The sequence below is a fragment of the Gelidibacter maritimus genome (assembly GCF_014062315.1).
Taxonomy (GTDB): Bacteria; Bacteroidota; Bacteroidia; order Flavobacteriales; family Flavobacteriaceae; genus Gelidibacter; species Gelidibacter maritimus.
Genome location: NZ_JACGLT010000013.1, coordinates 1 through 13159 on the forward strand (window position 1 = coordinate 1; position 13159 = coordinate 13159).

Below are 13159 nucleotides of genomic sequence, written 5' to 3' on the forward strand. Positions count from 1 at the left end.
ATTCCAATTGCGCCAAAATGGTGATTTATAAAAAGGACTATAAACCGGCCACGTAACTATATTGATCAGCATTTTGGCGAAAATTCATTCCAATTACGCCAAAATGGTGATTGATAAAAAGGACTATAAACCGGCGACGTAACTTTATTGAGCAACAATTTTATTAAAAATCCGCTCAATTGTGCTAAATTGTCAATTAATAAAGAAAGATTATGAATCTGTGACATCATAAAGTAACTCATCCTTTTGGCTTTAATCCCCAAATAAGCTCTAATGTTGAATTATAAATATTGTGTATGTCTTAATATTTAACCAATCTACATCCAGAACATGAAAGTCAATTATTTCAAATGCCTACTGACGTTATCAATTTGCTTTTTTTCTTATTCCGTTTTTTCGCAAAAGGAAGTTAAAAATAAAATTTCTGATTTTGGGACCTTGATGCCCATTGAAAGTGCAAGTATCTATGTGCAAAACACAACCATTGGAACGGTAAGTAATGCCGATGGTAAATTTGTTTTGTTGGTCCCAAATCAATTCGAAAACGATACTTTAGTCATTTCTTCCATCGGGTATAAAAGTTTTAAAACACCCGTAAATGAATTTGACAACGCTCAAGAAATTTATTTGGAAGAGGATATTGCATCCTTAGACGAAATTGTCCTCATAGCTGAAAATAGGCCAACAACAGCAAATGATATTGTGTTGAGAGCTCTTGAGCGCTTGCCCGTAAACATGCCGGATACGCCTTATCTGCAAAAAGGCTTTTTACGTCATAAAGAGCGAAATCGACGCGAATTTAAATGGCTGATTGAAAGTGCCATTACAGTTTATGATTCCAGCTATATGTCATCGGCGGCATCCAATCTAAAAATAAATGTTGATCAAGTTAGAAAAAGCTATGATTTGCGTGATGTGGACAGCTTGCTCACCTATACCGCCTATCTTAAGGAAAAGGCAAATAGACGCAATCTAATGGCAAGAAACTTAAGAAGAGACACGATCAAAACCTCTACACTGGTCAAAGCCATTAAATGGAACGATACCAGAATTAATGGTCTTCAAAACCTTTTTGAAAGTAAATTGAATGTATTAAGAAATGCCAATAATAACCGTGCTTTGTTTGGTGAGGACATTCTTGATAGGCACCAATTTAAATTAGATACCATATTGGTTGACGACGATCGGAAGATTTATAAAATTGAGATATCAGAAAGCTATAAGTATATAAACTTAGAGACAAAAGGTATTTATAATGATGGCTATCACGCCAAGGGATGGCTTTATGTTTATTATGACAATTATGCCATTAAAAAATTGGAGTACGAGTTGGTAGCTGCATCAGATGCCCAAAAGAGCAGAAGTAAAACGCTTTTTGATACAAAGATCAACCATAAGTTAGTCATGACCTTTAGGGAATATGAAGATAAGATGTATCCTAACTATTTGTATTACGAAACCCCAAAACTGGTAAATGTCGGTTATAAGCCAACAAAGCCTGGAGAAATAAACGATCCTGATGCCAACACCGATGAGCGCTTTTACTATACGGTACAAGAGCTATTGTTCACTGAGGTTATTCTTGATCCGGAACAAATAGAAATCGCATTAAATCAACCATGGGACCCTGATATTTTTGCTGTAAAACCATATAATAAGGACTTCTGGAGAAGTTATAATACATTATTGGAAAGTGAAGAGGACGAAAAATTGATTCAGGACCTGACCAAGAGATCTTCTTTATTTAAAGAGAATTAAATAGAAATAATTATTTTCTTCTCTCTGTTTGTCATCTTCTTAGATGTGGTAAATCTCCAATTAATTATTTTTAAAAAAATTAATTGGAGATTATAATTTACTTTCTATATTTGCAGCCTGAAAATTCTAAAAGAGAGGAGGTTAAGACACTATGTTAATAATACCAATTAAAGAAGGAGAAAATATAGATAGAGCGTTGAAGCGTTACAAGCGTAAGTTTGATAGAACGGGCACGAAACGTCAGTTACAGACGCGTAAGCAGTTTGACAAGCCTTCAGTTCTGAATAGAGCTTCATTTCAAAAAGCACAATATGTTCAACGTTTACGAGATCAAGAAAACTTCTAATTGTATTTTTGAAATCAAATAAAGAGATTCCTGCACCCGCAGGAATTTTTTTTGTCCTATATTTAATGAGCCAAATCCAAATGTGCTCATTAATGTCTAAAATGAAATCACAATTTAAATCCTTTACCGACTACTTACTGCACGAAAAAAAATATTCAAAATTAACGGTCAGGGCATATCTTACAGATCTTGAGGGTTTTTCAGGATGTATGAAAGAGTTTTATGGCTCCAGCGCCATTCAAGATGTCAATTATTCACAAATAAGAAGTTGGATTGTTTTTTTAGTTGAACAAGACCTCTCCAATAGGAGTATTAATCGTAAAATCTCATCACTCAATTCTTATTTTAAATTTCTGATAAAAACAGAAACTATAAAAGCCAACCCTCTTTCTAAACATAAAGCCTTAAAAACCACGAAGAAAATTCAGATTCCGTTTTCAACGAAAGAAATGGAAGAGGTTATTCAAATCTTAGAAAACGAAACTGATTTTGAGGGGGTAAGAAACCGTTTGATCATTGAACTTTTTTACGCCACAGGTATGAGACGTATAGAACTCATCCAAATTAAACTAAAAGACTTGGACTTAAACAATAAGTCCTTAAAGATTCTTGGGAAGCGAAATAAGGAGCGCTTTGTGCCATTGATTGATAGTGTTGTAACGGCGGCAAACAATTATCTGAAATTAAGAAATGAATTGCAAACAATTGAGGATAGAGAATATTTGTTTTTAACCAAAAAAGGGTTAAAAATATATGAAACACTTGTTTACAGAATTATAAATGAGTATTTTAGTTTGGCTTCTAATAAAGTAAAAAAGAGTCCTCATATATTGAGGCATTCATTTGCAACTCATTTGCTTAATCAAGGAGCTGATTTAAATGCCGTTAAAGAATTATTAGGGCATTCAAGCTTGGCGGCGACCCAGGTTTATACACATAATAGTATATCGGAATTAAAAAAAGTATATGCCAATGCGCATCCAAGGAGTAAAAATAATAACTAGTATCCAATCAAATAAACTAGTGTCTAACCAAATGAAAGTATGTAACCTTTATGGTTTTGTACGTTTAATTTATTAAAAAATCGAACAGATGAAAGTAAACACACAATCAGTTAACTTTACAGCAGACAAGAAGTTGATCGACTTTATTCAAAAAAGAATGGACAAGTTAGATTTGTTTTATGATAAAGTCATCCAATCAGATGTCTATCTTAAAGTCGAAAACACCAGTAATAAGGAAAATAAAATATTTGAAGCGAGAGTAAGCGTTCCGGGAGATAGTTTTGTGGTAAAGAAACAATGTAAAACATTTGAGGAAGGGGTAGATATGGCGGTTTCATCCCTCGAAAGACAGCTAAAAAGACGAAAAGAGAAATTAAGATCACATATTTGATAAAAATTTCTTCGAAAATGTTTTGAATAAAAAAATAAATCTCTACATTTGCAGTCCGTTAGAAATAGCGGGCTTTTTTATTGAAGTAAAAGTTCACAAAAAGCCGATGTAGCTCAGCTGGCTAGAGCAGCTGATTTGTAATCAGCAGGTCGTGGGTTCGAGTCCCTCTATCGGCTCCAAATTCCTGAGAAAGCAGGAGTCTCAAAGTTTAAGAATTTTGGGGAGCGTTCATAAAAATATTGAAAGTAAGATTTGAAATTTAATTTCGAATCGGTTTGGGGAGATACTCAAGCGGCCAACGAGGGCAGACTGTAAATCTGCTGACTACGTCTTCGCAGGTTCGAATCCTGCTCTCCCCACAAAACTTTTAAATAAGCAGTTGTCAAAAGCTTGCTTTTGTAAAACTGCGTTTTAAAAGTTTTAGTAAGGGGCCACCCTTACGGATCACCGACCAATGGGAGGTAATCCAAAATAATATGTTGAAGCTTTTAAGCTTGCTTTTGTAAAACTGCGTTTTAAAAGTTTTAGCAAGGGATCACCCTTGCGGATCACCGACCAAAGGGAGGTGTCCAGAATATTTCCGTGAAAGCGGCGATTTCAAATTTGGAATTCCAAAAGTACTTGGGGTTGCATTTGAAAATGTTCATTACATATTGGAAATCACATTAGGATGAAGTTCCTAAATAATTGCGGGAGTAGCTCAGTTGGTAGAGCGTCAGCCTTCCAAGCTGAATGTCGCCGGTTCGAACCCGGTCTCCCGCTCAAAGAGTGGATGTCGTCACGCCGAAAAGCGTGATCTTCCGTTCAAAAGAGTGAGTGTCGTCATGTCAAAAGCGTGACCTCCTTCTCAAAAGAGTGAAATGTTGTCACGTCGCAATGCGTGACCGGCCCTCTCAAAGAGTGAGTCTTGTATTTGAGGATATATGATTTACTATTCTGGATAAGTTTCAAGTTTCTTGTTGCAATTTTTTGAGCTTGAAATCAGAAACCTGTAACCACCAAACTCAAACGCCGGTGTAGCTCAGGGGTAGAGCGCTTCCTTGGTAAGGAAGAGGTCACGAGTTCAATTCTCGTCATTGGCTCTTTTTAAATAAGCAAAATTAAATTTTTGAACACTAATATAAATTAAGACTAAAATAAATTAAACATGGCAAAGGCAACTTTCGATCGTTCAAAACCACACCTTAATATAGGTACTATTGGACACGTGGATCACGGTAAAACAACTACGACTGCAGCTATTACTAAAGTATTAGCTGATGCAGGTTTTTCAGAAGTAAGATCATTTGATCAAATTGATAACGCTCCTGAGGAAAAGGAAAGAGGTATTACAATTAATACATCACACGTAGAATATGCAACAGCAAATCGTCATTACGCACACGTTGACTGTCCAGGTCACGCGGATTACGTAAAGAACATGGTTACTGGTGCTGCTCAAATGGACGGTGCTATCCTTGTTGTTGCTGCGACAGATGGTCCAATGCCACAAACACGTGAACACATCCTTTTAGGTCGCCAAGTAGGTATTCCTAGAATTGTTGTATTTATGAATAAAGTTGACTTGGTTGACGATCCAGAATTATTGGAATTGGTTGAAATGGAAATCCGTGAATTGTTGTCGTTCTACGATTATGATGGTGATAACGGTCCGGTTGTACAAGGTTCTGCTTTGGGTGCGCTTAACGGCGAGCAACAATGGGTTGACAAATTGTTGGAATTGATGGAAGCTGTTGATTCGTGGATTGAAGAGCCTGTTCGTGATATGGATAAGCCTTTCTTGATGCCTATTGAAGATGTTTTCTCTATTACTGGTCGTGGAACTGTTGCTACAGGACGTATCGAAACTGGTATTGCTAAAACTGGAGATCCAGTTGAAATCATCGGTATGGGTGCAGAAAAATTGACTTCTACAATTACTGGTATTGAAATGTTCCGTCAAATCCTTGATAGAGGTGAGGCTGGAGATAATGCTGGTATCTTATTGAGAGGTATTGAGAAAACTCAAATCTCAAGAGGTATGGTTATTGTTAAGCCAGGATCGGTTAAGCCACACGCTAAGTTTAAAGCTGAGGTTTATATCTTGAAGAAAGAAGAAGGTGGACGTCATACGCCATTCCATAACAACTACCGTCCGCAGTTTTACGTTCGTACAACTGACGTAACTGGAAACATTACATTGCCAGAAGGTGTTGAGATGGTAATGCCTGGAGATAACCTAACTATTACTGTTGAGTTGATCAACTCAATTGCAATGACCGTAGGTCTGCGTTTTGCGATCCGTGAAGGTGGACGTACAGTAGGTGCAGGTCAGGTAACTGAAATCTTAGACTAATTGTAATCTAAATATTTATTAAGGCGTCTTGATTTTTCAGGATGCCTTGATTTATATTTATCTGTCACGCTTAAAACGTGAGCTCAGCAACTGAGTCGTTTCATATTGAGAATTAAAATAAAAGGAAGAAGATGCTGGTCATGATTTTCTTTTTATAATACGGGTTTAGCTCAGTTGGTAGAGCACTGGTCTCCAAAACCAGGTGTCGTGAGTTCGAGTCTCTCAACCCGTGCAGAGCAATTTAAAATGTTTGACGCAAATATTTTAAAGTAAATTAACAGAGATTAAAGCGCTCATATTAAAATAAACACAACTGTAATGGCAGGATTTGTAAACTATATATCAGAATCATTTGGTGAATTAAAGAACAATGTTACTTGGCCAACATGGGCTGAAGCACAACGTTTAACCATAGTAGTAGCTGTTTTCTCAATCTTATTTGCTTTGGCAATTTGGGGAGTTGATACAGTTTTTAGCGGCGTTATCGAAGCATATTTTGACTGGATCAAGTAAAATACAAATATAGAATGTCAGAAACTAGTGGAAATAAAAATTGGTATGTTGTAAGGGTTGTTAGCGGCCAAGAAAACAAAATCAAAACTTATATAGAAAACGAAATCGCCCGCTTGGGCCTTGAGGACTATGTGGATCAAGTTTTGGTGCCTACCGAAAAAGTGATACAAATTCGTAACGGAAAAAAAATAAATAAAGAGAAAGTTTATTTTCCTGGTTACATAATGCTTCAAGCCAATTTGGGTGGTGAAATTCCTCATATCATTAAATCCATTACCAACGTTATCGGATTTTTGGGCGAAGTAAAAGGTGGAGATCCAGTACCGTTAAGGCAATCAGAAGTAAACAGGATGTTAGGTAAAGTTGATGAACTTACTGTTGATGCCGATGCTAGTGTAGCCATTCCTTACACCATTGGAGAAACTGTCAAAGTAATTGATGGACCGTTCAATGGGTTTGATGGAACCATCGAGAAAATAAATGAAGAAAAGCGTAAACTTGAAGTGATGGTGAAGATTTTCGGAAGAAAGACACCGTTAGAATTAAGTTATATGCAAGTAGAAAAAGTTTAATAAGTGTTACAAATAGATCGTATGTCTTTTGGCTTCCAATGAAAAGAGATACACTAAAAATTAAAAAATGGCAAAAGAATTAAGTAAAGTAGTTAAGCTACAAGTTCGGGGAGGTGCAGCGAATCCATCGCCACCGGTAGGACCCGCTTTAGGAGCTGCTGGAGTTAATATCATGGAATTCTGTAAGCAATTTAATGCTCGGACCCAGGATAGACCAGGTAAAGTATTACCGGTTGTTATTTCTGTGTTCAAGGATAAATCGTTTGATTTCGTAATTAAGACGCCACCAGCTGCAGTACAATTAATGGAAGCGGCCAAAGTTAAGAAAGGATCTGGAGAACCGAACAGAAAGAAGGTAGCAAAAGTAACCTGGGATCAAATTAAAGCGATAGCAGAAGATAAAATGCAAGATTTGAATGCATTTACTGAAGCAAAAGCAATGGATATGGTTGCTGGAACAGCAAGATCAATGGGTATTACTGTAACAGGTAAAAAACCTAATTAAAAATTTCTGAAATGGCAAGATTAACAAAAAAGAAAAAAGAGGCAAGGGCTAAAGTTGACAAGAATAAACTTTATTCGCTTGAAGAAGCTTCGGCTTTATTGAAAGAAATCACCTATACAAAGTTTGATGCTTCAGTGGATATCGCTGTAAGACTTGGGGTAGACCCACGTAAAGCAAACCAAATGGTAAGAGGTGTAGTTTCTTTACCTCACGGAACAGGAAAGGACATGAAAGTTCTTGCATTGGTAACTCCTGACAAAGAGCAGGAAGCTATAGATGCAGGTGCTGATTATGTAGGATTGGATGAATACCTTGACAAAATTAAAAGTGGTTGGACAGATGTTGACGTTATTGTTACCATGCCTGCAATCATGGGTAAATTAGGTCCTTTAGGTAGAATATTAGGCCCAAGAGGTTTAATGCCAAACCCTAAAACAGGTACAGTAACTATGGATGTGGCCAAAGCGGTTGCTGAAGTTAAAGCTGGTAAGATTGATTTTAGAGTTGATAAAACAGGTATCGTTCACGCACCAATCGGGAAGGCATCGTTTACTGCCGACATGATTGCAGACAATGCAAACGAACTTTTGACAACTTTAGTAAAAATGAAACCTGTTGCAGCTAAAGGTGTATATATGAAGAGTATCTTCATGTCAACCACCATGAGTCCAAGTATATCAATTGATACTAAAATAGGTTAGTAGTTAAACTTTAATATTATGACAAGAGAAGAAAAATCACAAGTTATTGAAGAGTTGACTACTCAATTAGCAGATAATACAAATATCTATTTAACAGATATTTCTGGATTAAATGCAAAAAACACTTCAGAATTACGTCGCGCTTGCTTCAAGGCAGGTATTAAAATGTCGGTCGTAAAGAACACATTGTTGGACAAAGCTATGGCAGCCTCTGTCAAAGATTTTGGAGATCTTCCAAAAACTTTAAAAGGCAATACGTCTGTGATGTATTCTGAAACTGGAAACGCTCCAGCTAAAGTAATTAAAACATTCCGTAAAAAATCTGATAAGCCTTTGCTTAAAGGAGCATTTATTGAAGAAGCAATTTACATTGGCGACGAGCAATTAGATGTATTAGTCGACATCAAATCAAGAGAAGAGCTCATTGGAGACATTGTAGGATTACTACAATCTCCTGCTAAAAATGTTGTTTCAGCACTTAAATCAAGTGGTGGAAAATTAGCAGGCATTCTCAAAACACTATCCGAAAAAGAAGGATAGTCAAAACAGTACGCACTTAAACAAATTATATTTTATTAAAATTATTAAAACGATAGAAAATGGCAGATTTAAAAGATTTCGCAGAAAAATTGGTTAATTTAACCGTAAAAGAGGTTAATGAATTAGCTACAATACTAAAAGATGAGTATGGTATCGAACCAGCTGCTGCTGCTGTTGCAGTTGCTGCAGGTGGTGCTGGTGCTGCTGAAGCGGCTGAAGAGCAGTCAGAATTTGACGTAGTTCTTAAAGCGGCAGGTGCATCTAAATTGGCAGTTGTTAAATTGGTAAAAGAATTAACTGGTTTAGGCTTGAAAGAAGCTAAAGAATTAGTTGATAACGCACCAAGCAACATTAAAGAAGGTATTGCTAAGGATGAAGCAGAAGCTTTAAAAGGTCAATTAGAAGACGCAGGAGCAGAAGTTGAGCTTAAATAAGCTTAACCCAAACTACAGATTTTGGTTTAGGTCTTCCGATCCCGATTACTATCGGAAGTTCGGAATGACCTAAACCCTTTTGTGTATACTTAAGGTACACAAAAAAACACACAATTATTTTAATCAAAATCCCGTTCATCGATGTTAGCACAAAAAGCTGAAAGATTAAATTTCTCGTCTATTGTAAATAGAACGGAGTATCCGGATTTTTTGGATATCCAAATAAAATCCTTCCAGGATTTTTTCCAATTAGAGACTAAATCTGAAGAAAGAGGGAATGAAGGTCTCTACAATACCTTCATGGAAAACTTCCCAATTACCGACACTCGCAATCAGTTTGTTTTGGAATTTTTGGATTATTTCATTGATCCACCAAGATATTCGATTGAAGAATGTATTGAAAGAGGATTGACATACAGTGTGCCACTAAAAGCGCGTTTAAAATTGTATTGTACAGACCCTGAGCATGAAGACTTTGAAACTATTGTTCAAGATGTGTATTTAGGTACAATTCCTTATATGACGCCAAGCGGAACGTTTTGTATCAATGGCGCTGAGCGCGTTGTGGTTTCACAATTGCACAGATCGCCAGGGGTTTTCTTCAGCCAATCCTTCCATGCCAATGGAACCAAGTTGTATTCGGCAAGAGTTATTCCTTTTAAAGGCTCTTGGATTGAATTCGCAACGGATATCAATAGCGTTATGTACGCCTATATTGATAGAAAGAAAAAATTACCTGTTACTACCTTGTTCAGAGCCATTGGTTATGAACGTGATAAAGACATTCTTGAAATATTTGATCTTGCAGAAGAGGTTAAAGTTTCTAAGTCTGGTCTAAAGAAAATAATCGGCCGTAAACTTGCAGCACGTGTTCTTAACACATGGCACGAAGATTTTGTAGATGAAGATACAGGTGAAGTAGTATCTATTGAGCGTAACGAGATTGTGCTTGATCGTGATACTGTATTAGACAAAGATAATATTGAGGAAATTCTTGAAGCTGAGGCAAAAACAGTTCTTTTACACAAAGAAAGTGCACAGCAGGGAGATTACGCCATTATACATAATACGCTTCAAAAGGATCCAACAAACTCCGAAAAAGAAGCTGTAGAACATATTTACCGTCAATTGAGAAACGCAGAGCCGCCAGATGAGGAGACTGCGCGTGGCATTATTGACAAATTGTTTTTCTCAGACCAACGTTACTCTTTAGGTGAAGTAGGTCGATATAGAATGAACAAAAAATTGAATCTTGATATTGGTATGGATAAGCAAGTGCTTACCAAATTGGATATCATTACCATTATCAAATATTTAATCGAGCTCATCAACTCTAAAGCAGAAATTGATGATATTGATCACCTTTCAAACCGTCGTGTACGTACCGTGGGTGAACAGTTATCACAGCAATTTGGTGTTGGTTTAGCACGTATGGCACGTACTATTCGTGAGCGTATGAACGTTCGTGACAATGAGGTGTTTACACCTATAGATTTGATCAACGCTAAGACCTTGTCTTCAGTGATCAACTCTTTCTTTGGAACAAATCAGTTATCTCAATTCATGGATCAAACCAATCCATTGGCTGAGATTACGCACAAACGTCGTTTATCAGCATTAGGACCAGGAGGACTATCCAGAGAACGTGCTGGTTTTGAGGTTCGTGACGTTCACTACACACATTACGGCCGTTTATGTCCAATTGAAACCCCTGAGGGACCAAATATTGGTTTGATCTCTTCTCTTTCGGTTTACGCCAAAGTGAACGGAATGGGCTTTATTGAAACACCTTATCGTAAAATTACTGATGGTGTTGTTGATATTAAGAATGAACCAGTTTATTTGAGTGCGGAAGAGGAAGAAGATATGCTGATTGCTCAAGCCAATATCCATGTAGATGATGAAGGTAAAGTTCTTGAGGACAAAATTATTGCACGTCAAGAAGGTGATTTCCCAGTAATTGACGGTGCAACCGCAAATTATACAGACGTTGCTCCTAACCAAGTGGCTTCCATTTCAGCGTCGTTAATTCCATTCTTGGAGCATGATGATGCCAACAGAGCCTTGATGGGATCTAACATGATGCGTCAGGCAGTACCTTTATTGCGAGTTGATGCACCAATTGTTGGAACAGGTTTAGAACGCCAAGTGGCGTCAGACTCAAGAGTATTGATCAATGCTGAGGGCGAAGGTACTGTAGAGTATGTTGATGCCAATGAAATTGTTATCAGATACGAACGTACGGAAGAACAAGCCATGGTAAGTTTTGATAGTGATACTAAAACCTATCCGTTGGTGAAGTTTAGAAAAACCAACCAAGGTACCTCTATCAACTTAAAACCTATTGTAACCAAAGGCGATAAAGTTAAAAAAGGTCAAGTACTTTGTGAAGGGTATGCCACTCAAAATGGAGAACTTGCTCTTGGGCGTAACATGAAAGTGGCGTTCATGCCATGGAAAGGTTATAACTTTGAGGATGCGATTGTAATTTCAGAGAAGGTTGTTCGTGATGATATCTTTACCTCTATCCATATTGATGAATATTCATTGGAAGTTAGAGATACCAAATTGGGTAATGAAGAGTTGACCAATGATATTCCTAACGTTTCGGAAGAGGCTACAAAAGACTTGGATGAAAATGGAATGATTCGTATTGGTGCTGAGATTAAGCCGGGAGACATCTTAATTGGTAAGATTACTCCAAAAGGTGAATCAGACCCAACACCGGAAGAAAAACTATTAAGAGCGATCTTCGGTGATAAAGCAGGCGATGTAAAAGATGCTTCGTTAAAAGCATCACCATCATTGCATGGTGTTGTTATTGAGAAGAAACTATTCGCCAGAGCGGTAAAGGATAAACGAAAGAGAGCTAAGGATAAAGAAGATATTGATGCGTTAGAATCTGTTTACTACAGAAAGTTTGACGAGTTAAAAGCAATTTTAGTCGAAAAGCTATTCGCTATTGTAAACGGGAAAACAGCACAAGGAATCTTTAATGATCTTGGAGAGGAAATCATTCCAAAAGGTAAGAAGTACACCTTAAAAATGTTGAACTCTGTTGATGATTATACACACTTAACATCAGGAACTTGGACCGTTGATGAACAGACGAATAATCTTGTTTTGGATTTGATCCACAACTATAAGATTAAAGAAAATGATCTTCAAGGATCATTGCGTCGTGAGAAGTTCACAATTTCTGTAGGGGATGAGTTACCATCAGGAATTATCAAATTGGCCAAAGTTTACATCGCTAAGAAACGTAAGCTTAAGGTTGGTGATAAGATGGCAGGACGTCACGGTAACAAAGGTATCGTTGCACGTATTGTTCGTCAGGAAGATATGCCGTTCTTAGAAGATGGAACGCCGGTAGATATCGTATTGAATCCACTTGGTGTACCTTCTCGTATGAACATTGGTCAAATCTATGAGACTGTTCTCGGATGGGCTGGTCAGAAATTAGGACGTACTTATGCGACACCAATTTTTGATGGTGCCACATTGGAGCAGATCAACGAATTGACTGATGAAGCTGGAATTCCACGTTTTGGGCATACTTATTTATATGATGGTGGTACGGGAGATCGTTTTGATCAACCTGCAACTGTTGGTGTGATCTATATGTTGAAATTAGGACACATGGTTGATGATAAGATGCACTCACGTTCTATTGGACCTTACTCATTGATTACACAACAACCATTGGGTGGTAAAGCTCAATTTGGTGGTCAGCGTTTTGGTGAGATGGAGGTTTGGGCACTTGAGGCTTATGGCGCATCTGCAACCTTACGTGAGATCTTAACAGTAAAATCTGATGATGTTATCGGTAGAGCTAAAACTTACGAAGCAATCGTAAAAGGAGAGCCAATGCCAGAACCAGGACTGCCTGAATCATTCAATGTGTTAATGCACGAATTGAAAGGTCTAGGTTTGGATATTAGATTGGAGGAATAATTTCTGTGAAATTATTCCGTAGGGCAAGCTCGCGAGCTGGCTCTAAAATCGGACAGCTTGCGAGCTGTCCGTACAACAATCATAAAAATTAAATTATAATTTGTTA

The 13159-nt window shown here is 37.3% G+C and carries 12 protein-coding genes and 5 tRNA genes; all 17 read left to right on the top strand.

Features of this window, described 5'->3' with window-relative positions:
* Positions 1 to 330 precede the first annotated feature (330 nt).
* The 17 genes from H3Z82_RS14555 to rpoB all read left to right on the top strand — a co-directional run bounded on the left by H3Z82_RS14555 (position 331) and on the right by rpoB (position 13053).
* On the top strand, positions 331 to 1758 hold the full coding sequence (locus tag H3Z82_RS14555) for a carboxypeptidase-like regulatory domain-containing protein (protein ID WP_182206240.1): 1428 nt from the start codon (positions 331 to 333) through the stop codon (positions 1756 to 1758).
* A gap of 151 nt (positions 1759 to 1909) precedes the next feature.
* Positions 1910 to 2104 carry a 30S ribosomal protein S21 gene (gene rpsU / locus H3Z82_RS14560; RefSeq protein ID WP_182206241.1) on the top strand — a complete coding sequence of 65 codons (195 nt, stop codon included), beginning with the start codon at positions 1910 to 1912 and terminating at the stop codon, positions 2102 to 2104.
* 101 nt (positions 2105 to 2205) lie between these two features.
* Positions 2206 to 3108: a tyrosine-type recombinase/integrase gene (locus H3Z82_RS14565; protein ID WP_182206242.1), complete on the top strand. Its 903-nt coding sequence runs from the start codon at positions 2206 to 2208 to the stop codon at positions 3106 to 3108.
* A gap of 88 nt (positions 3109 to 3196) precedes the next feature.
* Positions 3197 to 3499, top strand: coding sequence for a ribosome hibernation-promoting factor, HPF/YfiA family (gene hpf, locus H3Z82_RS14570; protein WP_182206243.1), 303 nt, complete (start codon positions 3197 to 3199; stop codon positions 3497 to 3499).
* Between the two features lie 102 nt (positions 3500 to 3601).
* Positions 3602 to 3678 (top strand) — tRNA-Thr (locus tag H3Z82_RS14575).
* Positions 3679 to 3776: 98 nt separating this feature from the next.
* Positions 3777 to 3858 (top strand) — tRNA-Tyr (locus H3Z82_RS14580).
* A 330-nt stretch (positions 3859 to 4188) separates the two neighbouring features.
* Positions 4189 to 4261: transfer RNA gene (locus tag H3Z82_RS14585), tRNA-Gly, on the top strand.
* A 248-nt stretch (positions 4262 to 4509) separates the two neighbouring features.
* Positions 4510 to 4581, top strand: a tRNA-Thr gene (locus H3Z82_RS14590).
* A 65-nt stretch (positions 4582 to 4646) separates the two neighbouring features.
* Positions 4647 to 5834 (top strand): elongation factor Tu, encoded by a 1188-nt coding sequence (gene tuf / locus H3Z82_RS14595; RefSeq protein ID WP_182206244.1) that lies wholly within the window; start codon positions 4647 to 4649, stop codon positions 5832 to 5834.
* Positions 5835 to 5993: 159 nt separating this feature from the next.
* Positions 5994 to 6066 (top strand) — tRNA-Trp (locus tag H3Z82_RS14600).
* Between the two features lie 86 nt (positions 6067 to 6152).
* Entirely contained in the window at positions 6153 to 6347 is a 195-nt protein-coding gene (gene secE, locus H3Z82_RS14605; RefSeq protein ID WP_182206245.1) for a preprotein translocase subunit SecE, read from the top strand.
* 14 nt (positions 6348 to 6361) lie between these two features.
* The gene (nusG, locus tag H3Z82_RS14610) at positions 6362 to 6919 is read left to right on the top strand and encodes a transcription termination/antitermination protein NusG (RefSeq protein ID WP_182206246.1); all 558 of its coding nucleotides are present in this window, start codon (positions 6362 to 6364) and stop codon (positions 6917 to 6919) included.
* 67 nt (positions 6920 to 6986) lie between these two features.
* Positions 6987 to 7424, top strand: a complete 438-nt coding sequence (gene rplK / locus H3Z82_RS14615; RefSeq protein WP_182206247.1) for a 50S ribosomal protein L11 — start codon at positions 6987 to 6989, stop codon at positions 7422 to 7424.
* An 11-nt stretch (positions 7425 to 7435) separates the two neighbouring features.
* Complete coding sequence (rplA, locus tag H3Z82_RS14620; protein ID WP_182206248.1) at positions 7436 to 8125, top strand: 50S ribosomal protein L1; 690 nt, start codon at positions 7436 to 7438, stop codon at positions 8123 to 8125.
* A gap of 18 nt (positions 8126 to 8143) precedes the next feature.
* Positions 8144 to 8665 (top strand): 50S ribosomal protein L10, encoded by a 522-nt coding sequence (gene rplJ, locus H3Z82_RS14625; protein WP_182206249.1) that lies wholly within the window; start codon positions 8144 to 8146, stop codon positions 8663 to 8665.
* Between the two features lie 59 nt (positions 8666 to 8724).
* The gene (gene rplL / locus H3Z82_RS14630; protein WP_182206250.1) at positions 8725 to 9099 is read left to right on the top strand and encodes a 50S ribosomal protein L7/L12; all 375 of its coding nucleotides are present in this window, start codon (positions 8725 to 8727) and stop codon (positions 9097 to 9099) included.
* Between the two features lie 141 nt (positions 9100 to 9240).
* Positions 9241 to 13053 carry a DNA-directed RNA polymerase subunit beta gene (gene rpoB / locus H3Z82_RS14635; protein WP_182206251.1) on the top strand — a complete coding sequence of 1271 codons (3813 nt, stop codon included), beginning with the start codon at positions 9241 to 9243 and terminating at the stop codon, positions 13051 to 13053.
* Positions 13054 to 13159: the final 106 nt, after the last annotated feature.